This window comes from Thalassospira australica (assembly GCF_044790785.1).
In the GTDB taxonomy this organism is placed as follows: domain Bacteria; phylum Pseudomonadota; class Alphaproteobacteria; order Rhodospirillales; family Thalassospiraceae; genus Thalassospira; species Thalassospira australica_A.
This window is the reverse complement of the sequence record NZ_CP085258.1, coordinates 2,255,976-2,281,192: the sequence shown is the minus strand read 5'-3', so window position 1 is coordinate 2,281,192 and position 25,217 is coordinate 2,255,976. Positions and strand designations below refer to the sequence as shown.

20 protein-coding genes and 1 tRNA gene are annotated in these 25,217 nt (G+C 53.6%); 14 read left to right on the top strand and 7 right to left on the bottom strand.

What is annotated here, in order from left to right; translation table 11 throughout:
* Nucleotides 1-75: 75 nt before the first annotated feature.
* The 4 genes from LG297_RS10930 to LG297_RS10915 form a co-directional block, all read right to left on the bottom strand.
* Nucleotides 76-1,188, bottom strand: a complete 1,113-nt coding sequence (locus LG297_RS10930) for an ABC transporter ATP-binding protein (RefSeq protein WP_404420151.1) — start codon at nucleotides 1,186-1,188, stop codon at nucleotides 76-78.
* Between the two features lie 4 nt (nucleotides 1,189-1,192).
* Entirely contained in the window at nucleotides 1,193-2,080 is an 888-nt protein-coding gene (locus tag LG297_RS10925; protein WP_404420150.1) for a carbohydrate ABC transporter permease, read from the bottom strand.
* Nucleotides 2,073-2,981: a carbohydrate ABC transporter permease gene (locus LG297_RS10920; protein WP_007089386.1), complete on the bottom strand. Its 909-nt coding sequence runs from the start codon at nucleotides 2,979-2,981 to the stop codon at nucleotides 2,073-2,075. The genes LG297_RS10925 and LG297_RS10920 overlap by 8 nt, the downstream gene beginning before the upstream one ends.
* 99 nt (nucleotides 2,982-3,080) lie before the next feature.
* Nucleotides 3,081-4,343: an ABC transporter substrate-binding protein gene (locus LG297_RS10915; RefSeq protein ID WP_404420149.1), complete on the bottom strand. Its 1,263-nt coding sequence runs from the start codon at nucleotides 4,341-4,343 to the stop codon at nucleotides 3,081-3,083.
* A gap of 550 nt (nucleotides 4,344-4,893) precedes the next feature.
* Between LG297_RS10915 and LG297_RS10910 the strand changes: the two genes are divergently transcribed.
* Entirely contained in the window at nucleotides 4,894-5,673 is a 780-nt protein-coding gene (locus tag LG297_RS10910) for a prephenate dehydrogenase/arogenate dehydrogenase family protein (protein ID WP_404420148.1), read from the top strand.
* Nucleotides 5,674-5,961: 288 nt separating this feature from the next.
* Complete coding sequence (locus LG297_RS10905) at nucleotides 5,962-6,126, top strand: DUF1127 domain-containing protein (protein WP_007089389.1); 165 nt, start codon at nucleotides 5,962-5,964, stop codon at nucleotides 6,124-6,126.
* A gap of 121 nt (nucleotides 6,127-6,247) precedes the next feature.
* Here LG297_RS10905 and LG297_RS10900 read toward each other — a convergent pair whose 3' ends face one another.
* A complete protein-coding gene (locus LG297_RS10900; RefSeq protein WP_404426916.1) occupies nucleotides 6,248-7,822 on the bottom strand; it encodes a cryptochrome/photolyase family protein in 1,575 nt (524 codons plus the stop codon).
* Nucleotides 7,823-8,103: 281 nt separating this feature from the next.
* Here LG297_RS10900 and bfr (LG297_RS10895) point away from each other — a divergent pair, with 281 nt between their 5' ends.
* The 5 genes from bfr (LG297_RS10895) to LG297_RS10875 all read left to right on the top strand — a co-directional run bounded on the left by bfr (LG297_RS10895) (nucleotide 8,104) and on the right by LG297_RS10875 (nucleotide 12,639).
* Complete coding sequence (bfr, locus tag LG297_RS10895) at nucleotides 8,104-8,580, top strand: bacterioferritin (RefSeq protein WP_404426915.1); 477 nt, start codon at nucleotides 8,104-8,106, stop codon at nucleotides 8,578-8,580.
* A 20-nt stretch (nucleotides 8,581-8,600) separates the two neighbouring features.
* Entirely contained in the window at nucleotides 8,601-9,092 is a 492-nt protein-coding gene (bfr, locus tag LG297_RS10890) for a bacterioferritin (RefSeq protein WP_404426914.1), read from the top strand.
* Nucleotides 9,093-9,270: 178 nt separating this feature from the next.
* Complete coding sequence (locus LG297_RS10885) at nucleotides 9,271-11,751, top strand: heavy metal translocating P-type ATPase (RefSeq protein ID WP_404426913.1); 2,481 nt, start codon at nucleotides 9,271-9,273, stop codon at nucleotides 11,749-11,751.
* The gene (gene cueR, locus LG297_RS10880; protein WP_404426912.1) at nucleotides 11,748-12,131 is read left to right on the top strand and encodes a Cu(I)-responsive transcriptional regulator; all 384 of its coding nucleotides are present in this window, start codon (nucleotides 11,748-11,750) and stop codon (nucleotides 12,129-12,131) included. Before LG297_RS10885 ends, cueR begins: the two co-directional genes overlap by 4 nt.
* Before the next feature lie 31 nt (nucleotides 12,132-12,162).
* On the top strand, nucleotides 12,163-12,639 hold the full coding sequence (locus LG297_RS10875) for a c-type cytochrome (RefSeq protein ID WP_404426911.1): 477 nt from the start codon (nucleotides 12,163-12,165) through the stop codon (nucleotides 12,637-12,639).
* Nucleotides 12,640-12,692: 53 nt separating this feature from the next.
* Here LG297_RS10875 and LG297_RS10870 read toward each other — a convergent pair whose 3' ends face one another.
* The gene (locus LG297_RS10870) at nucleotides 12,693-13,805 is read right to left on the bottom strand and encodes an ATP-binding protein (protein ID WP_404426910.1); all 1,113 of its coding nucleotides are present in this window, start codon (nucleotides 13,803-13,805) and stop codon (nucleotides 12,693-12,695) included.
* Nucleotides 13,806-13,844: 39 nt separating this feature from the next.
* The gene (locus LG297_RS10865) at nucleotides 13,845-15,095 is read right to left on the bottom strand and encodes a D-amino acid dehydrogenase (protein ID WP_404426909.1); all 1,251 of its coding nucleotides are present in this window, start codon (nucleotides 15,093-15,095) and stop codon (nucleotides 13,845-13,847) included.
* Nucleotides 15,096-15,252: 157 nt separating this feature from the next.
* Here LG297_RS10865 and LG297_RS10860 point away from each other — a divergent pair, with 157 nt between their 5' ends.
* From LG297_RS10860 to lon, 7 genes are all read left to right on the top strand, one after another.
* Complete coding sequence (locus LG297_RS10860; protein ID WP_404426908.1) at nucleotides 15,253-16,710, top strand: NAD(P)H-hydrate dehydratase; 1,458 nt, start codon at nucleotides 15,253-15,255, stop codon at nucleotides 16,708-16,710.
* A 213-nt stretch (nucleotides 16,711-16,923) separates the two neighbouring features.
* Complete coding sequence (locus LG297_RS10855) at nucleotides 16,924-18,357, top strand: malonyl-CoA decarboxylase (protein WP_404426907.1); 1,434 nt, start codon at nucleotides 16,924-16,926, stop codon at nucleotides 18,355-18,357.
* Between the two features lie 168 nt (nucleotides 18,358-18,525).
* Nucleotides 18,526-18,610, top strand: a tRNA-Leu gene (locus LG297_RS10850).
* 114 nt (nucleotides 18,611-18,724) lie between these two features.
* The gene (gene tig / locus LG297_RS10845) at nucleotides 18,725-20,182 is read left to right on the top strand and encodes a trigger factor (RefSeq protein WP_404426906.1); all 1,458 of its coding nucleotides are present in this window, start codon (nucleotides 18,725-18,727) and stop codon (nucleotides 20,180-20,182) included.
* A gap of 46 nt (nucleotides 20,183-20,228) precedes the next feature.
* Nucleotides 20,229-20,858, top strand: a complete 630-nt coding sequence (gene clpP, locus LG297_RS10840) for an ATP-dependent Clp endopeptidase proteolytic subunit ClpP (RefSeq protein ID WP_007089400.1) — start codon at nucleotides 20,229-20,231, stop codon at nucleotides 20,856-20,858.
* A gap of 303 nt (nucleotides 20,859-21,161) precedes the next feature.
* The gene (gene clpX / locus LG297_RS10835; RefSeq protein WP_404426905.1) at nucleotides 21,162-22,427 is read left to right on the top strand and encodes an ATP-dependent Clp protease ATP-binding subunit ClpX; all 1,266 of its coding nucleotides are present in this window, start codon (nucleotides 21,162-21,164) and stop codon (nucleotides 22,425-22,427) included.
* Between the two features lie 130 nt (nucleotides 22,428-22,557).
* A complete protein-coding gene (gene lon, locus LG297_RS10830; RefSeq protein WP_404426904.1) occupies nucleotides 22,558-24,969 on the top strand; it encodes an endopeptidase La in 2,412 nt (803 codons plus the stop codon).
* Nucleotides 24,970-25,217: the final 248 nt, after the last annotated feature.

Genomic DNA, 25,217 nt, shown 5'->3' with positions numbered 1-25,217 from the left:
GAATTCCGGGCCATTTTTAAGAGTCTTATCAGTACAAGAACGGCGGGTGGCCCCCAGAACCACCCGCCGATCAGATCAGATCCGAAGTTCCGTTACCGGATCAAACAGACTGATCTGAGACATGTCGGCCGAGAATGTCATGATCTCGCCCGGTTGTGGTGCCCGGTCAGGCCGTACACGTGCAACGATTTCCTTCCCGCCGATTTCGACAACGGTCATGGTGTCAGCACCGGTAGGTTCAATAACTTCGACCTTGCAGTCGAAATTGACATACTGGCTGCCCGGTTCATCAGAACCGGTACGCTTGTGAGTCAAACCTTCCGGACGGATGCCGAAAACGACATCTTTACCCACATAGCTCTGATAGCTTTCCGGAGCATCTTTCAGCGGCAGAATGATCGGGTCGTTATCGCGTTTGATCGATATGGCCAGATTGCCGTTGTCATTGATCAGGGTTGCGTTGATGAAGTTCATCGACGGCGAACCGATGAAGCCGGCAACAAAGATGTTGTTCGGGCGTTCATAGATGTTCTGCGGCGTATCGAATTGCTGCAGGATGCCGTCTTTCATAACCGCAATGCGCGAGGCAAGGGTCATGGCTTCGATCTGATCATGCGTCACGTAAACGATGGTGGCACCCAGACGCTGATGCAGTTTCTTGATTTCGGTACGCATATCGACGCGCAGCTTGGCATCAAGGTTCGACAAAGGTTCGTCAAACAGGAATATGTCCGGATCGCGGACAAGCGCACGGCCCATCGCAACGCGCTGACGCTGACCACCCGAAAGCTGGGAAGGCTTGCGATCCAGCAGGGCTTCGATCTGCAGCAGTTTGGCGACATCGGCGACAGCCTTGTCGCGTTCTGCTGCCGAAACGCCACGGATTTCAAGACCAAATGTGATGTTCTTGCGCACAGTCATATTCGGATAAAGCGCGTAGGACTGGAACACCATCGCGATGTTGCGGTCCTTGGGGTGGACATCGTTGATCACGCGATCACCGATGCGGATTTCCCCGTCGCTGGAACCTTCCAGACCTGCAATCAGGTTCAGAAGGGTGGATTTGCCGCAACCCGACGGGCCGACCAGAACCAGGAACTCGCCGTCTTCAATCGCAATATTGATTTCTTTGAGAACCTCGACAGGACCGAAGGCCTTGCGAACTTTATCAAGGGTGAGTGATGCCATTTGCTTATCCCTTCACCGAACCGGCGGTCAGGCCGCGGACGAAGTATTTTCCGGCCAGAACATAAACAAGTAGCGTCGGCAGGCCGGTCAGCAGGGCCGTGGCCATATCGACATTGTACTGTTTCACGCCGGTTGTGGTGTTGACGATATTGTTGAGTGCGACAGTCATCGGTGCGCTATCGCCCGAAGCGAACGAGGCACCGAAAAGGAAGTCATTCCAGATCTGGGTAAACTGCCAGATGACCGACACCACGATGATCGGTGTCGAAATCGGCAGAATGATACGCCAGAAAATGGTGAAGAAACCTGCGCCGTCGATGGTGGCTGCCTTCACCAGTTCATCTGGGATCGAAACGTAGTAATTGCGGAAGAACAGGGTGGTGAAGCACAGGCCGTACACGACATGCACAAGAACAAGACCGGTGGTCGAGCTGGCAAGGCCAAGTGACCCCAGAACCTGTGACATCGGCAGCAGCACGACCTGGAACGGAATGAAGCAACCAAACAGCAGCAGGGCAAAGACGATATTCGCCCCTTTAAAACGCCATTTAGTCAGGGCATATCCGTTGATCGCACCAAGGAATGTCGAAATCAGAACCGCCGGAACCGCCATTTTGACCGAGTTCCAGAAGTAAATTTTGATCCCCGAACATTCAACGCCGACACAGGCCTCGTTCCACGCATAGGTCCATGCATCGAACGTGATGACGCGCGGCAGCGAAATGAGCGAGCCCTCTCGAATCTCATCAAGCGACTTCAACGAGGTCGAAATCATCACGAAAAGAGGGAACAGATAGTAGGCGGCGAACAGGATCAGAACGAGATATAGCAACCCGCGCAGTATGGTATGTTTCCAGCCTGCGTCATGGCTGTAATGCTGAATATCAGCCATTTTTCTTGCCTCCGCGCAGTTCGGAATACAGATACGGCACAATGATCGCCATAACGGTCGCCAGCATCATCATGGCACTTGCGGCACCAACACCCAGCTGGTTGCGCTGGAAGGCCATCGTGTACATGAAGGTTGCCGGAAGATCGGACGAATAGCCCGGTCCGCCGCCGGTAAGTGCAATGACAAGGTCGAAGCTTTTAACGGCCAGATGGGCCAGAACGACAATGGCACTTAGGAAAACCGGACGGATCGACGGAATGATAATGCCGAAATAGATACGGGGCAGGCTGGCACCATCCATGTAGGCTGCGCGAATGATGTCCTGATCGACACCGCGCAATGCCGCAAGGAACATTGCCATCACAAAACCCGATGCCTGCCAGACGGCTGCGATCACGACGGTATAGATCGCCATGTCCGAATTGACCAGCCAGTCGAATTTGAAACTGGTCCAGCCAAGATCATGCATCATGCTTTCAAGGCCAAGGCCCGGATTGAGAAGCCATTTCCAGACGGTACCGGTCACGATGAAGGACAGGGCCATCGGATAAAGGAAAATTGTGCGAAGCACGCCTTCTGCACGAATGCGCTGATCCAGAAGAACCGCAAGCAGGCAGCCAAGAAACAGGCAGATAACAATAAAGAGACCGCCGAAAATCAGCAGGTTCTCGATGGCAACATGCCAGCGTTCCATTTGCCACAGACGTTCGTATTGCCGCAGACCGGCCCAGTCCCAGACCGGAAGCATGCGCGATTTCGAGAACGCCATATAGCCCGTCCACAAGATGAATCCGTAGACGAAAAACAGAGACGCAGCAAAGGACGGCGCAACAACGATCTTGGACAGATGACGCTGGATGCTGGCCGTCAGGTTGCTTTCGGTGCTTGAAGAAGCCCCCATACCCTTTGCCTCAAATAATTAAAGTAGCGGGAATCCGGCCCCGGATATTTCCGGGGCCGGCGCGTTGTCAGCCATAGTGACTGTACAGGTCAGATGAGATTAGTCTTTGGCCAGTTCAACAGCTTCGACCAGACGCGAGACTGCCTCGTCGGACGACATGTCGGAGTTGAAGTGAGCGGTTACGACGTCAATGATCGCACCCGAAAGGTGACCGCGAAGCGCCATGCCGTGTGCCATCGACGGAAGGAAGCCGTCTGCATCCTGGGCAGCCAGAAGGTCAGCCTCGGACTTCTTCGCACAATCGTCGAATTTATCGAGCGGAACGCCAAGACGTGCAGGGATCGAGCCTTTGAGCAGGTTGAAGGTTTCCTGGAATTTCTCGCCAACGATCAGTTCTGCAAGCAGTTTCTGGCCTTCGACCTTGTCGTCACCGGAAACGTTGAACATGGCAAAGCTGTCAACGTTGAACAGATAGCCGTGGTCAGACGGAGTTGCCGAGCAGATGAAGTCTTTGCCCGGGACTTTACCGGCAGCAAGGAATTCGCCTTTTGCCCAGTCACCCATGATCTGCATGGCGGCATCGCCATTCATGACCATTGCGGTTGCAAGGTTCCAGTCGCGGCCCGGGAAGTCGGCATCGACATAACCGCGGATTTTGCGCATCTGGTCGAACACGGCTTTCATCGTGTCGGATTTAAGCGCGTCTTCGTCCAGATCGACAAGTGCCTGCTGGTAGAATTCAGCGCCGCCAAGGCCCAGAACGACGGTTTCGAAGACCGTTGCGTCCTGCCACGGCTGACCACCATGGGCGACTGGCGTGATGCCAGCTGCTTTCAGCTTATCTGCAAGGGCATTGAATTCGTCCCAGGTTTTCGGCGCTTCGGTGGCGCCAACTTTGGCCAGCAGTTCCGGGTTTGCCCAGATCCAGTCAACACGGTGAATGTTTACCGGAACAGCAACATAATCGCCGTCATACTGCATCACGGTCTGAATTGCTGGCGGGATAACTTTGTCCCAGCCTTCTGCTTCAGCAACGTCATTAAGATCAGCAAGCGCACCCTGTTCGGCCCAATCCTGGATCGCCGGGCCTTTAAGCTGAACGGCTGCCGGGGCATCGCCCGAAAGAACGCGTGAACGCAATACGGTCATGGCGGCGTCACCGCCACCACCGGCAACCGGGCTATCAACCCATTTGCCGCCATTTGCTTCGAAATCTTCTTTAAGAGCCGCGACGGCTTTGGCTTCACCGCCCGATGTCCACCAATGCAGGACTTCGGCAGTCGGTTCGGCATGTGCAAAGCTTGCAGTCGCGAGAGCAGAGAACGCCACACCGGTGGCGAGAATGGTTTTGCGCAGATTCATTTAGGTTTCCTCCCTGGCTTTAAACCAATTGCAGCGACAACATGCTGCGAAGGGGGACCCTTTGCACTCACAAAACTGTAACAAGGCGTTTCCAGAATGCGAACTGAAACAAACTGTTACAAAAATAGCGTGTTAGCTTTTAATTATATTGCATGGCAGCAAGGGAAATTAGCGTATTTCGCTGCAAGACAGTTATTCCAATGACGCACAACTGAATGAACTATGTCCGTATTTGTAACAGCTTGGAAAAGGCGTGCCGGTGCAATTTGAATTCGTTGTATGTAGTTTGGGCTCGTATCCGGAGAAGGCGCGAAAACCTCTGCGAGAGCGTGAGAGGCGTTACTGTGCTGCTCTATACCAGATGCCTTGACATAGGACGGTTTGGTATTATTAATTGCTGCCATGGAAAACGTTATTTGCCTGTTTGCTGATTTCTATTACGGCCCTGCCACATAAGGCGGGAGCGTTTTTCTATGTTCAACCGCTGCGTCGTCGGCGGTTGATTTTATAAGGACAGGCACCGGCATCGCAGCTCTTTGGAGACTAGGCGATGCCTTTTTTATTTCCGGATCACCCGACCATCGGGATTTTCGGGTTTGGTGCCCTTGGGCGTTTGACAGCCCGGCATCTGATGGATCATTTCGCGCTTTTTGTACATGACATCAATGCAGATGCCGTATCTGCGTCTGCTTTGGAATTAAATTTGCGGGCGGCGGATGTTGTGACGGTTGCACAATGCGACATCGTCATTTTGGCCGTCCCGGTAACGGCAATGAGATCGGTAATCGCGACCATTTCACCGCATGTGCGTGCGGGAGCCATTATTCTGGATGTGGGGTCCGTTAAAATGGAACCGGCGCGCATGATGCTCGAAGGGCTTCCCGATCATGTCGATATTATTGGAACTCATCCGTTATTTGGACCGCAAAGCGCACGGGCTGGCATTTCAGGACTCAAGATCGCGATATGCCCGGTTCGGGGACGTCAATTCCGCCGGGTTGGTGCATTTCTACGCCACGTTCTGGGCCTTAAGGTATTTGTTGTCACCCCGGAGGCACATGACCGCGAGGCGGCGGTCGTGCAGGGCGTGACACACTTGATTGCCAAGGTTCTGGTACAGATGGGCCCATTGCCAGCACGCATGACAACAGCAAGTTTTGATTTACTGGTCCAGGCTACTGAAATGGTCCGTTATGACGCGCCTGGTGTTTTCTGGGCGATTGAAAATGCCAATCCGTATGCTGGTGCTGTAAGGGAACAGTTCTTTGAATTGGCAACAGGCGTGCGCGACCAATTGGCAGACAATCCATGCGCAAAGGAGGCGCTTTAGGTCGAATGATCAGATATGTCTTATGTGATTATATTGCATCGCCGCATGAATGTCGGGACCTGAAATATATGATTTGGTTCGATTTTAACGTTTGCTGACTCCATAAGTTTGGGAGTTGAACCCATTCAATTGTGACGTTTTGGAATAGATGATATGCATTCTTTGGTGGTTGAGAGATGTAGTACTTACAGGCATATTGCATTGCAGAAAGTGAAGTGCTGAATGCGCCGGATAAAAGCGGAAGCTCCGCAGGCTAGCGTTCTTTTTCTTAACCCAAGGAGGTTCAACATGTTCTTGTCCAGTATTCTCGTTGCTGTTCGCCGTTGGGCCTATGCACGCTCTGTTGCGAATGAACTCTACAATCTCGACAAGCGTGACCTGGATGATGTCGGAATTTCTCACTGGCAGATTAAAGATGTCGCGCGCAAAGCTGCTCGTGACGCGATCGCCTAAGCCAGAATAAATTTCGACAGCGCCAGTTTATAGGCCGCTGTGTAAGCAGAAGCCGGGCAAATCGTCCGGCTTTTTGTTTTTCTGTTTTCTGAAGATGCCAATGTTTTGCTGGCAAACGGGTCTACCACAGGCTTCGCTGATGCGATGGCTCTGGGATTGTTCCATCATCCATCCGGGTCAGGAAATGTTCGGCCTGTTTGATCAGTGCCGTTTTACTGTTGTCATTCATGCGTGACCAGTTGCGATAAGGCATACCAAGGCGCGGATTTTTACCGAGTTTATCGCTGTTGCGGTCCAGAAAATGCCAGTAAAGCGCGTTAAAGGGGCATGCATCGGGCCCTATGTTCTTATGGGGGCTGTATCGGCAGCCCACGCAGTAATCAGACATCCGGTTGATGTATTTTCCGCTTGCGGCATAGGGCTTTGATGCCATTTTTCCGCCGTCGGCATAAAGCGCCATGCCAAATGTATTGGGAAGTTCGACCCATTCAAACGCATCAATGTAAACCGCCAGATACCATTCACAGACTCCCTTCGGATCAAGTCCGGTGAGAAGCGCAAAGTTGCCAATCACCATCAGTCGCTGGATGTGATGAGCATAGGCATTGTCGAGCGTTTCGGTAATCGCATGATGCAGACAATTCATGGCGACATCGCCATCCCAGAAAAATCCGGGCAGGGGGCGAGTGGCATCAAGGTGGTTATCCGTGCCGTAATCGGGACCCATAAACCAGTAAAGCCCGCGTACATATTCACGCCAGCCAAGAATCTGACGAATGAAGCCTTCTGTTGCGTTAAGCGGTGCGTTACCAGCCTTGTAGGCTTTTTCAGCCGCCCGGCAGACTTCATCGGGCAGCAAAAGACCAATATTGATGTAGCCGCTTAGAAGCGCATGATAAACGGTGCTGCTTTTGACGGTCATGGCGTCCTGATAGTCGCCAAAAAGTGGCAGTCGATGTGTGATGAAGTGATCGAGAACTTTAAGGGCGTCTTTGCGTGTTACCGCCCAGCCGAAATTTGCTTCGCTGCCACTGGCATTCGGGAAGTCCGTTGCCACACGATCCAGCAGCGATTGCGTTATCGCATCGGGTTTGAAGGTTACCGGGGGTGGTGATGTGTGATCATCAGGCAGGCGTTTGCGATTGTCGTGATCAAAGTTCCATTGTTTACCAACCGGCTTGCCATCCGGTTCCATCAGGATACCGGTCGAACGCCGAAGTTGCCGATAGAAGTACTCCATGCGGAGCTCCTTGCGGTTTTCGGCAAATTCGGAAAATGTCGAAAGCGGAGCGAAGAATCGATCATCGTCGCGGATATCGAGTGTGATGCCAAATTTATAGGCCCATGTTTGGATTTCACGAAGGACGCGCCATTCACCGGGAGCGGTTATCACTACCTGATCAACCAAATATTCTTCCAAGGCCAGTTTCAGGGCATCGGTAAAGCTTTGCGTCGGATTATTCCGGTAATCGAAATAGCAAACCTTGAAACCGCGTGCGCGCAGACCATCTGCGAAATGCCGCATGGCAGACAGAATGAATACGATCTTTTGGCGGTGATGGCCGACATAGGTCGCCTCGCTTGCCGGTTCGGCCATGACAATCACGTCGTGATCAGGATCAGCATCCCGCAAGCTCGTCAGTGACGGAGATAGCTGATCACCCAGAACGAAACGGATTGATCTGAAGTCAGACATTTTTGGGTGAACTCCGACAGAGAAAGTGTGGTTTGCGACTCGTACGTGCAAATGGGGCGCAAAGATTGATCGAAAAACGGAAAAATACCCGCAAACATGTGGACCGATTTTCATTCGCAGCGGTGTCTGCGCGAATGATTTTTACTTGTACGGGTTTAAGCAGAATTTATGAAAAAATCGGGCTAAATTATTGATAATGGTAATCAAAGTCGCCGTTTTTACTTGAAAAACAGGGTGGTGGATCCCACTATTTGTTTAGCCCAATCATCAGGAGTGCCACCATGAAAGGTGATCCCAAGATCATCGGTTTCCTTAATCGCGTTCTGACCAATCAGTTGACCGCGATTAACCAGTATTTCCTGCATGCCCGTATGTTGCGCGACTGGGGCGTCGAAGAAATGGGCGAATACGAATACAAGCTGTCGATCAAGGAAATGAAACGTGCCGATGACAGCATAGAACGTATCCTGTTTCTTGAAGGCCTGCCCAATCTTCAAAATCTGAACAAGCTTATGATCGGCGAGAATGTCGAGGAAATCGTTTCCTGCGACCTTAAATTCGAGCTGGCAAGCCTGCCGCTTTTGCGCGAGGCGATTACCGCTTGCGAAAAGGCCGAAGATTTCGTTACCCGCGACCTTCTGGTCAAATTCCTTGAAGATCAGGAAGAACATGTCGACTGGCTCGAGACCGAGCAGTGGCAGATCGAGAATGTCGGGATGCAGAATTATATTCAAAGCCGTTCTGGCGACGGCGACTAACAATTCAGGAGCTTTACGCCATGAAGGGTAACAAGAAAGTTATCGACGCGCTGAACAAGCAGCTTACGGCTGAATTGTCCGCCGCTGACCAGTACAACACCCATGCCGAGATGTATCTCGATTGGGGTTTGCATGCGCTTTATGCCCGTATGCATCATGAAAAGGACGAAGAGCTCGAACACGCGAAACGCCTTATTGAGCGCATTCTGTTCCTTGAAGGTGTGCCCGATACCGCGTCACGCACCCCGATCAAGATCGGCAAAACCGTGCCCGAGATGATGAAAAACGATCTTGAGCATGAATATCATGTGATCGATCTTCTGAAAAAGGCGATCAAACTCGCCGAGAAGGAAGAGGATTATCAGACGCGCAATATGCTGACCACGCTGCTTGATGACAGCGAAGAGGATCACGCATATTGGCTGGAACAGCAGATCCGCCTGATTGATATGATGGGGCTGCCCAACTATATTCAGTTCCGTGCCGTAGGCGAGCCGAACCCGCACGCCTGAGAACGCAAAATCATTTGGCAAAAACCCCGGCATTGTCCGGGGTTTTTCTTTTTTATCAGCCATTTGTTCGTTGATCCGACACGCAATATTCATGTGATCGTTTTATCCTTGACCTTCCAGTTGCTGGAAAGTCTATGGTTGCCCATATCAAGTTATTGACCATGGAATGGTGACCAAAATGGACAGGCAATCAGAAGCCGGTATCCCCGATAATGTCGGCAACGGTGCACCCGGTTTACCGAAACCCGCAGGAAAGGGGGTGCGAGATGAAGTTACCCTTCAAATCGATGGCATGAGCTGCGCATCCTGCGTCGGGCGCATTGAAAAGGCGCTGGGCAAGTTGCCCGGTGTATCGTCCGAGGTAAACCTTGCGCTGAATTCTGCGCATATCACCTTTGATCGCGACCAGACATCTGTTGGAAAACTGGCCGATACTATTCGTTCCGCAGGCTATTCCGTGGCGGATGAAAGCCGGTCTTTTGATATTGATGGCATGACCTGCGCCAATTGCGCGCTTCGCGTCGAAAAGGCATTGGGCAAATTGTCCGGCGTTACCGAAGCCAGTGTCAATTTCGCACTGGAACGGGCCGATATCCGTATCTTGCCCGGGCAGGTCGACGATGCCGATGTCATCGCCGCCGTTGAGAAAGCCGGCTATCACGCGGTTTCACGCAACCACCAAGCCGACAGGCAGCAAGATACCGGCAAAGCGGGTTTTGATAAATCGCTTCTGTGGCTGGGGGCATCAATCATCCTGACGGCACCACTGGTGGCCCAGATGATCTGGATGTATCTGGGTGTCGGTTTTCATTTAAGCCCTTGGGTCGAACTGGCCCTGGCGACCCCGGTGCAGTTCGTGATTGGTTGGCGCTTTTATCGTGGTGCATGGATGGCATTGCGCAACGCCAGTGCCAATATGGATGTGCTGGTCGCACTTGGTACATCGGCCGCCTATTTTCTTAGCCTCTATAACATGCTGGTGGTCGGTCATGGCGGGCAGGTGCATCTTTATTTCGAAGCATCGGCTGCGATCATTACTCTGATCCTTGCCGGCAAGATCATGGAGGAGCGTGCCAAACGCGGTGCGTCGGCCGCCATTCGTGAGCTGATGGCATTGCGGCCGCGCCGTGCCCGCAAACTCGATACTGCTAGAGGCGAGATTGAGGTCGACATTGTCGAACTGGTGATAGGTGACATCGTTCGGGTCCTGCCCGGCGAACGGGTTCCCGTAGATGGCAGGGTTTCGGCTGGTGAAAGTGAACTGGATGAAAGCCTGATCACCGGCGAAACGCGCCCGGTAGCGCGTGTATCCGGCGATACGGTTGTCGGCGGTGCGGTCAATGGCACCGGACGGCTTGATATCGAAGTGACGGCAATCGGCGAAGACACAACCCTGTCACGGATCATCCGGCTGGTTGAACAGGCTCAAACCGGAAAGGCACCGGTTCAGAAACTGGTCGACAAAGTTTCCGGGATATTTGTGCCGGTGGTTATCGTAATTGCCTTGATTACCTTCGGCGGGTGGCTGTTTTTCGGCGCAAGCATTGAAACATCGATTGTTGCCGCGGTTTCGGTTTTGGTCATTGCCTGTCCCTGTGCGCTGGGCCTGGCGACGCCGACGGCTTTGGTGGCCGGAACCGGTGCCGCAGCCAAAAGCGGTATTCTGATCCGCAATTTTGACGCACTGGAACAGGCCCATAACGTCGATACCGTGGTTTTCGATAAAACCGGTACTTTGACCGAGGGCACGCCAACAGTTCGAGACATCAAACCTGCAGAGGGCACAGATGAAGCCGAACTGCTGCGGATGGTCGCCGCCGTGCAGGCCGCAAGCGAACATCCGCTGGCGCGTGCAATCGTCAATGCCGCACGCAAACAGGAAATTAAAATTCCTGACATCACTGATTTTGGCAGCAAAACCGGTGCCGGTGTTCAGGCAAAGGTCGAAGACCACAAGGTCGTTATAGGCAATGAGGCAATGCTTGCCGATCTTGGTATTGGATTGCCAGGTAGTGATCTTGGCCGCCAGATTGCCGATTACGAAGGGCGCGGCCAAACCGTCATTCTGGTTGCGATTGATGGCAAGTTTGCTGGTTTCATCACACTTGAAGACCGCATCCGTCCTTCGGCAAAGCAGGCGATTGCCGATCTGAAGGCGCGCGGAATCAATAGCATCATGTTGTCTGGTGATGGCGAGGATGTTGCATCTTATGTCGCGGTCCAGCTTGGCCTTGAAGAAGGACGCGGTCGCGTTCGCCCGCAGGACAAGGCGCGCGAGGTCGAAAAACTGCGTAAGGCAGGCCGTCACGTGGCAATGGTCGGTGATGGCATCAATGATGCACCCGCCTTGGCGGCGGCCGACGTTGGTATTGCCATGGGCGGGGGGACCGATGTTGCCATGGAAACGGCGGGCATCACCCTGATGCGATCCGATCCGGTACTTGTCGCCGGTGCAATTGATGTATCAATTGCAACACGACGCAAGATTGCACAAAACCTGTTCTGGGCTTTTGGCTACAACGTGATCGGCGTGCCTTTGGCGGCGTTCGGTATCCTGAGCCCCGCGATTGCAGGTGCCGCGATGGCCCTAAGCTCGGTTTCGGTGGTCAGTAACTCGTTGTTGCTACGCCGGTGGAAAGTACGCGGAGAAAAATCATGAACATATCCGATGCATCGCGCGACAGCGGCCTTCCGGCAAAGACCATCCGCTATTACGAGGATATCGGTCTGATAAAGCCGGGACGTCAGGAGAATGGATATCGTGATTACAGTGATAATGATCTGCACAAATTACGATTCCTGCAGCGTGCGCGTGGTCTTGGTTTCTCGGTCGAGGATTGCCGTGTTCTGCTGTCCTTATACGAGGACCGCAATAGGGCATCGGCCGATGTGAAGCAGATTGCCAAAACACACCTGATCGAGATCGAACGCAAGATCGCCGAATTGCAAAGTCTGCAAAAGACATTGTCGCATCTGGTTGACGCATGCCAAGGAGATCACCGTCCTCATTGTCCCATTATCAACGATCTGGCGGGATAGCCTGCGCAATTTAAAAGAAGGAAGATGTTCGGTGAAAAACAAATCAATTTTCGCCATCGGTGGGGTTGTGTCTGCAATCGTCGTAATTGCCGGGATCGTTTATGGAACCGGAAAGACCAGTGACAGCACGCAGGTGCACCTGCAACCCGGTGATCTGCAACTGGTTGCAATGGGCAAGAAAATCTATGACGCCAATTGTGCGTCCTGCCATGGCCGCGATTTCAAGGGCGAAGCAAACTGGCGAGAACGGAGCGACGATGGTTTGCTGCCTGCACCGCCCCATGATGAAACCGGCCATACATGGCATCATCCCGATGAAGTGCTGTTCGAGCTGACCAAATACGGTCCGGCAAAAATGATCGGGGATGGCTATCAATCAGCCATGCCGGGGTTCGAGGATGTTTTGACCGACGAGGAAATCATTGCCTCGCTGTCTTATATCAAAAGCCGCTGGCCCGAAGAAATCCGGTTGCGTCACGATCAGATCAACCAGTCAGCCACACAGTAATGCAAAATGCCCGGCGAAATATCGGCGGGCATTTCGTCATACAGGCTGAGTTTTCAAACGCGGGGCAGGGTGATCCGCACGGTGGTACCCTTGCCGAGATCGCTTTCAATGCTTAGCCGCCCGCCGTGCAATTCAACCAGAAGCTTCGCCAGTGGCAGGCCAAGGCCGGTACCCGCACTTTCCTTGACGCCGGACGGATGCAATTGAGAGAACCGGGCAAGGGCGCGGGGAATGTCGTTCGGGCTCATGCCGACACCGTTGTCCTGCACGGCAAAGCAGATTTCATCGTCCAAAGCGGTCAATGTTACCGAAATTTCGCCGCCATCCGGGGTGAATTTCGCAGCATTGCTCAGGATATTGATCAGAATCTGTTTCAGCTTTAACCGGTCGCACTGCATCACCAGCGGTTTTTCCGGCAAGTTCAGAGTCAGTTTGTGATGCCGTTTCTTGATGTCATCGCGGACAAGCTTTGCAGCTTCCTGCGTCACGGAACAAATATCATCCTCTGCCATTTGCAGCGCCATCGAGCCGTTTGACAGTTTGGAAACATCCAGAACATTGTTCACAAGTTCCAGCAAATGGGTTCCGGCTTCATGGACGTCGCGGGCACAATCGCGATAGCTTTCGGAAAGGTTGCCCAGAACGCCTTCGGCGATCAGCTCGGAATTGCCGATAATCGCGTTAAGAGGGGTTCTCAATTCATGGCCCATATTGGCGATAAAGTCGGATTTCGAGGCGTTGGCGTCCGACCGCTCGCGGTTATGTTCCATCAGGGTGCGTTCGGCCTGTTGCTGCCTGTCATTTTCCAAGAGCGTCATCAGAACCGCAGTACGTGTTTCGTTGTCGCGGAAATACTCAAGCGGTGCAATCGACAGATCACAGACGTGACTGTCATTGCTGGCATTGACCAGCACGATATCCCCGCGCCAGGTCCGGCCCGATGCAAACACATCATCAATGTCATTCAGAAGGCCGGGCGACAGGAAACCTGCCTTGCGCCCGATCATCCGGTCGCGGGCAACATTTATCAGGTTCGCCATGGCGTCGTTACACTGCAAAACCTTGCCGCTCCGGTCGCAGATTACTGCGGCATAGGGCAAAGCATTCAGTACAACCTGATCGGCCAATGGTGCGGTTTCCGCACCAATCGGGGAGTCTGTGGTCATGTCGGCCCCTGATCCCATCGTTATCCAGTAATCAATCGTTTAAAAACGGTCGATGCCCAGTCCGAGAAGCGAGATATCTGGCTGGCGGCCATCTATCAGGTCCGCGATAGCCTTTCCGGAACCACAACTCATGGTCCACCCCAATGTCCCGTGCCCCGTATTGAGGTAAAGATTATCATATTTGGTATCACTAATAACAGGGGCAGAATCGGGTGTGACGGGTCTAAGTCCCGACCAGAACTCGATTGTTGAACGATCACCGGAATTCGGGAACAATTCGAATGCCTTATCGGCAATCATCTTTTGACGCCGTTCCGACATTCTCAGATTATACCCGTCCAGTTCTGCCGTGCCCGCCGCGCGAAGCCGGTTTCCAAGCCGGGAATAAACCATCTTTACACTGTCATCGATCAGGGCCACCTGTGGCGCGCCGTTATATCCGGTGGTATCGATGCTGATCGAATATCCCTTGCACGGATAAACTGGCAAATGAATGCCGATCGGCTTTAACAAAAGCGGGCTGTAACTACCCAGACACATCAGATAACAATCGCCCGTAACATCGCCCTTATCGGTGCTGACGGCGGTAATCCGTCCCTGATCCTGCTTAAGACCGGTTATGGTGGTGCCGAGCCTAAAGATGGCCCCGCGTTCCCGGCATTGTTCTGCCAGAAGTTCGGTAAATTTTCGCGCATCGCCACTTTCATCATCGGGGGTGAAGCTGCCGCCGATGATCTTGGCATTGCTGTCACGCAATGCCGGTTCGATTTCAAGGCATTCCGCAGCACTTACCATATGGCGGTTCAGGCCGAATTCCTGCATCTGGCGTGTGGCTTTTTCAACTGTTGCCAGTTCATCCTCATTCCGGCAGACGTGAAGAATACCCTGTTCCAGATGATCATATTCAAGGTTAAGGTTGCTGCGCAGATTTTTCAGGCAATCGCGGCTGTAAGTCGCGATCCGCAGTGCCTTTTCAAGGTTTGCGCGCGCACGTTTATCCGTGCAATTGCGCAAAAACCGTAATCCCCATGAAAACAGTTGCGGGTCCCATCGCATCCTGAACAAAAGCGGCGCTTCTTCACGTCCCAGCCATTTCAGGATTTGGACAGGGGTATGTCCGTTTGCCCACGGTGTGGCGTGGCATGTGGAAATCTGGCCACCATTGGCAAAGCTTGTTTCCTGTCCGGCGGCGTGCTGTCGGTCGATGACCGTAACCTGATGGCCGTTTTCCAAAAGATACCAGGCCGCCGTCGTCCCGATGACGCCAGCGCCCATCACGACAACATGCATGCCGGAAAAGCCTCGTTCGGATATTAAGTGCGCGTTAGTCTCTGACTCGCGATTGCGTTTGCAATATACTGATCGGGAAAACAAATAGCTACCGGTGTCTGCTCGATTTCCGGATGATCCGGCAATCTCGACAAAGTTCCGAATGTGACAGGTGAAAATGTTCGAAATCCTTACCACCGAACAGATGTATGAAGCCGACCGCAAAACCATCGCTGCCGGAACGCCGGGTGATGTCCTGATGGAAAATGCCGGGGCCGCCGTGGTTGAGGAAATCATATCGCGGTGGTCGCCCCGTTCTGTGACGGTTTTGTGCGGGCCAGGCAATAACGGCGGCGATGGATTTGTCATCGCCCGTTTGCTGCGCAACGCGGGCTGGCCGGTTCGGCTGGGTCTGCTTTGCGATTCTGAAAAGCTGACCGGTGATGCAGCCCTGAATGCCAGTCGTTGGGATGGGGCGGTTGAACGTCTGTCCCCGGCATTGCTGGTGGGGGCCGAACTGGTGGTCGATTGCGTGTTCGGGGCGGGTTTGGCCCGACCGATCGAAGGCGAACTTGCCGATCTGGTCTATGCTGTCGATGCCTGCGGTTCACCGGTCGTTGCGGTTGATGTTCCAACCGGTGTCGATGGGAATACCGGCGATGTCCGCGGTGTGGCGATCAGGGCGAATCTGACCGTGACATTCTGCCGCGCGAAGCCCGGCCATTATCTGTTGCCGGGGCGAATACTATGCGGGCAACTGGTTGTTCGCGATATCGGTATTCCCGATCAGGCCATTCGCGATATCCGACCGACGCTGATGCGCAATGATCCGCCCTGCTGGCGGGCTGGAATTCATTGGCCCGGTGTCGACGGGCACAAATATCATCGCGGTCATCTGCTGGTGATGGGCGGTGCCACCATGACCGGTGCCGCGCGCCTTGTGGCACGCGCGGCAAGGCGGGCGGGGGCAGGGTTGCTGACCGTAGTTGCCGAACCAGCGGCCTTGCCGGTTTACGCCGCGGATAGCCCCGGTATCATGACGGCATCGATTGCTGGCCTTGATGACCTTTTAAAGGACTGTCGCCACAATGCCTTGGTGATCGGACCGGGTTTTGGTGTCGGTGATGAAACACGCAGCCGTGTCATTCCATTGCTGCATTATTGTCGTTGTACGGTTCTGGATGCCGATGCGCTGACCAGCTTTGCCGAACAACCCAGCACATTGTTTTTCGCCATTCAGGGGCCGACGGTTCTGACACCGCACGAAGGTGAATTTGCGCGGCTGTTCCCTGATATTGAAGGCGACAAGTTAAGTCGAGCGCGTGCCGCTGCCAAGAGAAGCGGTGCCACGGTGCTGATCAAAGGGGTCGATACGGTGATTGCCGCACCCGATGGACGGGCGGCAATCAATGCGATTGATGCACCGTGGCTGGCAACCGCCGGATCGGGCGATGTGCTTGCCGGGATCATTGGCGGGCTGATGGCGCAGGGCATGGAAATGTTCGATGCCGCCTGCATGGGGGTATGGCTCCATGCCCGCGCCGGGGCCGAACTTGGTCCGGGTCTGATTGCTGAAGATATCCCGGAACATCTGCCGGTTTTGCTGGGCGAACTTTGGCACGCATTGCCCAAATGATTTAGCAGATCGAACACAACTGACCTGTGTTCCTGTCATTAAGATGGGGTTGGGTCGATGGCTGGCGGAATGCAGCCGCGATCACAATATCAATGGCTGTGGACGTTGGCTAAAACGGACCGACCACGCAAAATAATAAATTGAAACGCCAAGGCTGTTGCAAATGCGCGGCGGTTCGTTGCGGAACCGGCGCAATAGGTTTTGGAGAACGGGATGTCGCAAACCTTTCTGGATCGAACGCTTGATAACCTGCGTTCTGCATGGCGCGAATTACGCGACAGCACGGTCGCGCGCGGGCTTGGGTTTGATGAAAATGAAAACCGCAAGGAAAGATGGCGCAACCAGATAGAAGCTTGTCTCGCGCGACGCGGTGGTGCGGTTTCCGCACGGGCCCGGGCGGCGACACTGGGCCATGATTTTTTACGTCTGGATGAGGCCGGTAAAAAGGAATTCCTGCATCTTCTTGCGGCCGAGTTCGATGTCGACCGTGACCGTGTCGCCAATGTCATGGCGGACTGGATGGCGGCGGATGACGTTGCCGAACGGGCATTGCTCGAAGCAGAATTGCGTACAACGTTAACCCCGCCATTTCGATCTTTATTGAAAGAATTCAACTCTTTGCCCCAGGGGGTTAAATTTCTGGTCGACCTTCGCGGCGATCTTTTGCGCTGGCGAAAGGAAGCACCGGGGCTGGGTATTCTTGAACGCGATCTGAAAACGTTGCTGACCGGCTGGTTTGATATCGGCTTTCTCGAACTATCGCGAATCACCTGGAATTCACCGGCTGCCTTGCTTGAAAAACTGATCGCTTACGAAGCCGTGCATGCGATCAAAAGCTGGGATGACCTTAAAGGCCGTCTTGCGTCTGACCGGCGCTGCTTTGCATTTTTCCATCCCGGCATGCCCGACGAACCGCTGATTTTTGTCGAGGTGGCACTGGTCAACGGCATCGCTGGAAGCGTCGATGATCTGATCAACCGGGGCGAGGACGCCGCCGATCCCGGTCATGCCGATACCGCAATCTTTTATTCGATTTCGAATGCGCAGTCCGGACTGGCCGGGATCAGCTTTGGCGATTTCCTGATCAAGCGGGTGGTGGCCGAACTGCAACGCGATTTACCCAACCTCAAACAGTTCAGTACCCTGTCGCCTATTCCGGGATTCCGTTCATGGATGCAAAAACAGATCGATGCCCGCAACCGTGGCGAGGTAACCGGACTCCCGGTCGTGGCAGGTGCCGGTATGGGGGCGCTGCGGGTGACAGGATCGCTGCCTGCCCATATCGAAGCCGCCATAACCGATTGCGAAGATTTGTTCGAACCGCAACCATCTGCCGAGCGCCCGGACGAGGTCAGCCCGGAAACGCGCGAGGCGCTTGAATTGCTGTGTTGCTGGTATCTTGTCAATGCGCGCAGACCCGATAGCGGAACCGCCTTTGACCCGGTCGGTCATTTCCACCTGACCAACGGCGCGCGTATTGAACGGCTTAACTGGCATGGCAACGGAAATGAAACCGGTTGGCAGCAGTCCTTTGGCATGATGGTCAACTATCTTTACGACCTTGTCCATATCGAAAAAAACCACGAAAGCTATGTCGGGCAGGGGCAGGTTGCGGCTTCGGGGGCAATAAAACGTCTGGCGCGCTAGTTTTTTGAACCTTCAAACAACCTTGTGAAACGCAGAAAACCGGCCTGTTGGAAATTAAATGCTGGCCTGATTGCATCTGTCTAAAAGGCGATGCTTGCATGACATGATCGAAGTTTGTATTAAGGCGCACCCATACTGGTACTTCCGGTGTGTTTGGTATGCTTGTGTGCGGGCGTGGCGGAACTGGTAGACGCGCTGGATTTAGGTTCCAGTGGAGCAATCCGTGGGGGTTCGAGTCCCTTCGCCCGTACCATAAGCCGACCACAAATTAAGATCAGGATGCATATTCGTTTAGTCATATTGACTTTCTGACGTCCGGACTGCGTCGCGTAACGGACATTATTCGAACCAAGCAAAAGAGTTATCTATGCAGGTTACTGAAACCAAAAACGAAGGCCTGGCGCGCGAGTTCAAAGTCGTTGTGCCCGCCGCTCAGATCGAAGAAAAAGTCGTCGCCAAACTCGACGAGATCAAAGACCAGGTTCGCCTGCCGGGCTTCCGTCCGGGCAAGATTCCGGCGAAACTGCTGCGCCAGCGCTATGGCCAGGCTGTCATGGGCGAAGTTCTTGAAGCCGCTGTAAACGAAAACACCGGCAAGGTTCTTAACGACAATGACCTGCGCCCGGCCGTTCAGCCGAAAATCGAAGTGACTTCGTTTGACGAAGGCAAGGATCTTGAGTTCGACATCGCTGTCGAAATCATTCCGACCATCGAACCGATGGACTTCAAAAAGCTGAAACTGACCCGCGAAGTCGTTGAACTTGACGATACCAAGGTTAACGAAACGCTTGACCGTATTGCAAGCGCGCAGGGCACGACCGAGCCGCTCGCACGCAAGCGCAAGTCGAAAGCCGGTGACGTTGTCGTCATCGATTTCCTTGGCAAAATCGGCGGTGAAGCTTTCGAAGGCGGTAAAGCCGAAGATTACGAACTCGAACTTGGTTCGGGTTCGTTCATCGAAGGTTTCGAAGATCAGCTGACCGGCGTTAACGCCGGTGACGAAATTGTCGTCAAGGTGAAATTCCCGGAATCCTATGGTGCGGCAGAACTGGCTGGCAAAGATGCCGAGTTCGACGTAACCGTCAAGGAAATCAAGGAAAAGAAACCGGCAGCTCTTGACGATGAACTCGCCAAGAAACTCGGCCAGGAAAGCTTTGACGCACTCAAGGACGCCATCCGCAAGGATTTCGGTCGCGAGTACGAATCGGTTGCCCGTCAGAAACTGAAACGCCAGTTGCTTGACGCGCTTGCTGAAAACCACAGCTTCGAACTCCCGACCAGCCTGGTCGAGAACGAGCTGGGAGGCATCATCGCCCAGATCAAACAGTCGCGTGAAGCCGGTCAGGAAGATGACGAGACCAAAGGCAAGTCCGAAGAAGAACTGACCGAGGAATTCCGCGAAATCGCAGAACGCCGCGTTCTTCTGGGTCTGCTTCTGGCAGAAGTCGGCCGTAAAAACGAAATCCAGGTTACCCAGGAAGACGTGAACAAGGTCCTTGTTGCCGAAGCCCAGAAATATCCGGGGCAGGAACAGCAGGTTATTGAATTCTATAAAAATAACCCGCAGGCCTTGCAGGCGCTTCAGGGCCCTGTATATGAAGACAAGGTCGTGGATTTCATCGTCGAACTCGCCAAGGTAGAAGACAAGACCGTTTCGGTCGAAGACCTTCTTAAGCCGGAAGAGGAAGACGAAGCTCCGAAGAAGAAATCGGCTGCCAAGAAGGCACCGGCTAAAAAAGCTGCAGACAAAGAGGCTCCGGCCAAGAAAGCTGCTGCGAAAAAGCCGGCCGCCAAGAAAAAGGCCGATAAATCGGAAGAGAAGTAATCCGTCCGACATACCGGTTTAGGATGCAGCAAGGAGATTGCAGTCGATGATTGAAGCACAGATGAACTCGCTCGTGCCGATGGTGGTTGAACAGACCAGCCGTGGTGAACGGGCCTACGACATCTTTTCCCGTCTTCTCAAGGAGCGGATCGTCTTCATCAACGGCCAGGTTCATGACGGCATGTCGTCACTGATCTGTGCGCAGTTGTTGCATCTCGAATCGGAAAATCCGGATAAGGATATTTCGCTTTATATTAACTCCCCGGGCGGGGTGGTGACGTCGGGTCTGGCGATCTATGACACCATGCAGTACATCCGTTGCGATGTATCGACGGTGTGCATGGGGCAGGCGGCTTCGATGGGGTCACTGTTGCTGATGGCCGGTGCAAAGGGCAAGCGTTACTGCCTGCCGAATGCACGCGTTATGATCCATCAGCCGTCCGGCGGGTTCCAGGGGCAGGCATCGGATATTGAAATCCATGCCCGTGAAATTCTGGCGTTGCGTCAGCGTCTTAACGAGATTTACGTCGAACATACCGGCCGCGATCTCAAGACAATCGAAGACGCAATGGAACGCGATAACTTCCTGACCCCGGATCAGGCCAAGGAATTCGGCCTGATTGACGAGGTGGTTACCTCGCGTCCGAAACCGGAATCCGATGCGAAAAAAGATTGATCGTTCCATAACGATCCGATGAAAACGCCCCGGTGTTTTGCCGGGGCGTTTTTTTTATGGCTTGCGTCCGTTCACCCTCTGGTCATAGACAGGACGTATAAGTAGCTTCTGTGACAATGTTTGGAACATGCGAAATTCCATAACGTTCAGGTGATAATGGACAGGGGTTTCGCATCCGTGGGTGCGGTCCCATATCAAACAAGAGGCCATATGGCCGATAAGCGCAGATTAAACGTTGAGATCGGTATCGTTTACCGGCTAACATGGCGATAAAAGATAACGTCAAACGTAATTGGGGTTTGTATGAGCAAATCGAATAGCGGGGACTCCAAGAACACTCTGTATTGTTCTTTCTGTGGAAAGAGCCAGCACGAGGTTCGCAAGCTCATCGCCGGTCCAACCGTGTTCATCTGTGATGAATGCGTAGAGCTTTGCATGGACATTATCCGCGAAGAGCACAAAACCCATCTCGTCAAATCGGCAGACGGGGTGCCTTCTCCGCAAGAGATTTGCAAGGTTCTTGACGATTATGTGATCGGTCAGGGCCATGCGAAGAAAGTTCTCTCTGTCGCGGTTCACAACCACTACAAACGCCTGCATCATGCCAGCAAGAACGAGGATATCGAACTTGCCAAGTCGAACATCATGCTGGTTGGTCCGACCGGTTGTGGTAAGACGCTTCTGGCGCAGACGCTTGCGCGCATCCTTGATGTGCCGTTTACCATGGCAGATGCCACGACCCTTACCGAGGCAGGTTATGTCGGTGAGGACGTCGAAAATATCATCCTCAAGCTGCTTCAGGCAGCCGACTACAATGTCGAACGTGCGCAACGCGGCATCGTCTATATCGACGAGGTCGACAAAATCTCGCGCAAGTCCGACAACCCGTCGATCACGCGTGACGTGTCGGGCGAGGGTGTGCAGCAGGCCCTTCTGAAAATCATGGAAGGTACGGTTGCATCGGTACCGCCGCAGGGCGGGCGCAAACACCCGCAGCAGGAATTCCTGCAGGTCGACACCACCAATATCCTGTTCATCGTCGGCGGCGCGTTCGCAGGCCTGGACAAGGTGATTTCACAGCGTGGCAAGGGCAGTGCGATCGGTTTCGGTGCGGATGTCCGCAGTCCCGAAGATCGTCGCACCGGTGATGTCCTGCGCGAAGTGGAACCCGAGGACTTGCTGAAATTCGGTCTTATTCCGGAATTCATCGGTCGTCTGCCGGTTCTGGCAACGCTTGAAGACCTCGACGAGGATGCGCTGGTCAAAATTCTGACCGAACCGAAAAATGCGCTTATCAAGCAGTATCAGCGTCTGTTCGACATGGAAGACGTGAAGCTGACCTTCCAGCCCGATGCGCTGGTGGCGATTGCCAAAAAGGCGATCGAGCGTAAAACCGGTGCGCGTGGCCTGCGTTCGATCATGGAGGGCATCCTGCTTGATACCATGTTCGATCTGCCGACCCTTGAAAGCGTTGAGGAAATCGTGATCAACCGTGATGTCGTCGAAGGAAAGGCAAAACCGTTGCTGATCCATGCCGAACGACGTGAAGGTGTCGAACACAGTGCCTGATTTCTGATCCCGCACCGGCATCCTATTGCGGTGCGGGGATTTCAGATTATCTTTTGAATGTTCGCGTTACTGGCGGGGCCTATGGCAGGACCCCAGCAACGTTTTGGCTCAGAATAGGGAATAGAACATAATGGTTGAATTGGCGCGTGGCGAAATTTACCCGGTACTGCCGTTGCGCGACATCGTAGTGTTTCCGCACATGATTGTTCCGCTGTTTGTCGGACGTGAGAAATCAGTGCGCGCACTTGAAGATGTAATGCGCGAAGACAAGCAGATTCTGCTTGTTACCCAAAAAGATGCGGGTCTTGACGATCCGTCTGTCGACGATCTCTATGAAATCGGGACTGTTGCAACCGTCTTGCAGCTTCTGAAACTGCCGGACGGGACGGTCAAGGTGCTTGTCGAAGGTGGCAAGCGCGCGGAGATTTCCGGTTTCGTCGACAATCCCGAATTTTTCCAGGCTTATGCCACTGTTCGCGAGGAAGCGGATGAGGACGATAGCGAGCTTGAAGCGCTTGCGCGTTCCGTTGTGACCCAGTTTGAGCAGTATATCAAGCTCAACAAAAAGATACCGCCGGAAGTTCTGGTATCGGTCAATCAGATCGAAGATCCCGCAAAGCTTGCCGATACGGTGGCATCGCATCTGTCGCTCAAGATTTCCGAAAAACAGGAACTTCTGGAAACCAGCCTTGTCGGGGATCGTCTGGAACGCATTTTCGGTTTCATGGAATCGGAAATCGGCGTGTTGCAGGTCGAGAAAAAGATCCGCAACCGCGTCAAGCGCCAGATGGAAAAAACCCAGCGTGAGTATTATCTGAACGAGCAGCTTAAAGCCATTCAGAAGGAACTGGGCGAGGGCGAAGACGGCAAGGATGAGGCTTCTGAACTTGAAGAGAAGCTGAACAAGGCCAAGATGCCGAAGGAAGCCAAGGAAAAGGCCCAGGCCGAGCTTAAGAAGCTGCGCAATATGAGCCCGATGTCCGCCGAGGCCACCGTGGTGCGTAACTATCTTGACTGGATGGTGTCCATTCCGTGGAACAAGCGTTCGCGTGTTTCGCTTGATCTGAAAAAGGCCAAGAAGGTGCTCGACAAGGAGCATTACGGTCTTGAGCAGGTCAAGGAACGCATCCTTGAATATCTTGCGGTTCAGGCGCGTATCAAAAAGGTCAAAGGCCCGATTCTGTGCCTTGTCGGTCCTCCGGGTGTTGGTAAAACCTCGCTTGGGAAATCGATGGCCAATGCGACCGGTCGTACTTTTGTGCGCATGTCGCTTGGCGGGGTGCGTGACGAGTCTGAAATTCGCGGTCATCGCCGGACCTATATCGGTTCCATGCCGGGCAAAATCATCCAGGGCATGAAAAAGGCGAAATATTCCAACCCGCTTTTCCTTCTCGACGAGATTGAGAAAATGGGTTCGGATTTCCGCGGCGATCCGGCTTCGGCATTGCTTGAAGTTCTTGATCCGGAACAGAATTCGACCTTCAACGACCACTATCTTGAAGTCGATTACGACCTTTCGGACGTGATGTTCGTTACGACCGCCAACAGCCTGCGCATGCAGCAGCCGTTGCTGGACCGTATGGAGATCATCCGGATTTCGGGTTACACCGAGGATGAAAAGGTCGAAATCGCCAAGCGCCACCTGATCCCGAAACAGGTCAAGGAAAGCGGCCTGAAGAAGGGCGAGTGGAGCATTTCGGACGACGCGCTTCGTGATCTGATCCGTTACTACACCCGCGAGGCCGGTGTTCGCAGCCTTGAACGTGAACTGGCAAAGCTTGCGCGTAAGGCGACCAAGCGCATCATGCTTGAAAACCTGAAAACGGTTCGTGTCACGCCGCGGACGCTTGGCAAATATGCAGGCATTCGCAAGTTCCGCTATGGCGAAACCGAAGGCGAAGATCAGGTCGGTGTTGTCACCGGTCTGGCCTATACCGAATTCGGCGGTGATCTGTTGCAGATTGAATCGGTCACCGTACCGGGCAAGGGCAACATGAAAACCACCGGTAAACTCGGTGAAGTCATGACAGAATCGATCCAGGCGGCAACGTCGTTTGTCCGTTCGCGCGCCACCCAGTTCGGCATCAAGCCGACGCTGTTCCAGAAACGTGACATTCACGTTCACGTTCCGGAAGGGGCGACGCCAAAAGACGGTCCGTCGGCCGGTGTCGGCATGGTGACATCGGTTGTTTCGGTCCTGACCGGCAACCCGGTGCGCAAGGATGTCGCGATGACGGGCGAAATCACGCTTCGCGGCCGTGTGCTTGCGATTGGTGGTTTGAAAGAAAAGCTTCTTGCGGCATTGCGCGGCGGTGTCAAAACCGTCCTGATCCCGCAGGAAAATGAAAAGGATCTGGAAGACATTCCAGATAACGTCAAACGCGGCATGGAAATCATTCCGGTTTCCCATGTTGACGAGGTTCTCAGCCATGCGCTGGTCAATCCGCTGGTTCCCATCGAGTGGGAAGAAGAGGTGGATGACGTCGCTGTCAAATCCAAGGACGGCGAAGAATCGGAAGTCGGTGGTGTTACCACTCACTGATAAGCGAAAAAAACGTTCGAAAACCGGGGGGATGGCAGCGCCATCCCCCCTTTTCTGTGGATAACTTTGGCCAAGAATCGGCATTGATCCACAGCGGCAGGGCTGTAAAGACGAAAAAAATCAAAAAAACGTTCGAAACCGCAGAAAACTGCGTCTCTCGCATTGACGGGATGTTGGCGACCTGCTTACACTGCCCATGCAACAGGTTTGGGGCAAACCAAATTTCCTCATAACTCCGAACGTCCAAT

Coding starts and splice junctions, on each gene's coding strand:
- LG297_RS10930 (WP_404420151.1), bottom strand. CDS start 1,188: ATGGCATCACTCACCCTTGATAAAGTTCGCAAGGCCTTCGGTCCTGTC.
- LG297_RS10925 (WP_404420150.1), bottom strand. CDS start 2,080: ATGGCTGATATTCAGCATTACAGCCATGACGCAGGCTGGAAACATACC.
- LG297_RS10920 (WP_007089386.1), bottom strand. CDS start 2,981: ATGGGGGCTTCTTCAAGCACCGAAAGCAACCTGACGGCCAGCATCCAG.
- LG297_RS10915 (WP_404420149.1), bottom strand. CDS start 4,343: ATGAATCTGCGCAAAACCATTCTCGCCACCGGTGTGGCGTTCTCTGCT.
- LG297_RS10910 (WP_404420148.1), top strand. CDS start 4,894: ATGCCTTTTTTATTTCCGGATCACCCGACCATCGGGATTTTCGGGTTT.
- LG297_RS10905 (WP_007089389.1), top strand. CDS start 5,962: ATGTTCTTGTCCAGTATTCTCGTTGCTGTTCGCCGTTGGGCCTATGCA.
- LG297_RS10900 (WP_404426916.1), bottom strand. CDS start 7,822: ATGTCTGACTTCAGATCAATCCGTTTCGTTCTGGGTGATCAGCTATCT.
- bfr (WP_404426915.1), top strand. CDS start 8,104: ATGAAAGGTGATCCCAAGATCATCGGTTTCCTTAATCGCGTTCTGACC.
- bfr (WP_404426914.1), top strand. CDS start 8,601: ATGAAGGGTAACAAGAAAGTTATCGACGCGCTGAACAAGCAGCTTACG.
- LG297_RS10885 (WP_404426913.1), top strand. CDS start 9,271: ATGGACAGGCAATCAGAAGCCGGTATCCCCGATAATGTCGGCAACGGT.
- cueR (WP_404426912.1), top strand. CDS start 11,748: ATGAACATATCCGATGCATCGCGCGACAGCGGCCTTCCGGCAAAGACC.
- LG297_RS10870 (WP_404426910.1), bottom strand. CDS start 13,805: ATGACCACAGACTCCCCGATTGGTGCGGAAACCGCACCATTGGCCGAT.
- LG297_RS10865 (WP_404426909.1), bottom strand. CDS start 15,095: ATGCATGTTGTCGTGATGGGCGCTGGCGTCATCGGGACGACGGCGGCC.
- LG297_RS10860 (WP_404426908.1), top strand. CDS start 15,253: ATGTTCGAAATCCTTACCACCGAACAGATGTATGAAGCCGACCGCAAA.
- LG297_RS10855 (WP_404426907.1), top strand. CDS start 16,924: ATGTCGCAAACCTTTCTGGATCGAACGCTTGATAACCTGCGTTCTGCA.
- tig (WP_404426906.1), top strand. CDS start 18,725: ATGCAGGTTACTGAAACCAAAAACGAAGGCCTGGCGCGCGAGTTCAAA.
- clpP (WP_007089400.1), top strand. CDS start 20,229: ATGATTGAAGCACAGATGAACTCGCTCGTGCCGATGGTGGTTGAACAG.
- clpX (WP_404426905.1), top strand. CDS start 21,162: ATGAGCAAATCGAATAGCGGGGACTCCAAGAACACTCTGTATTGTTCT.
- lon (WP_404426904.1), top strand. CDS start 22,558: ATGGTTGAATTGGCGCGTGGCGAAATTTACCCGGTACTGCCGTTGCGC.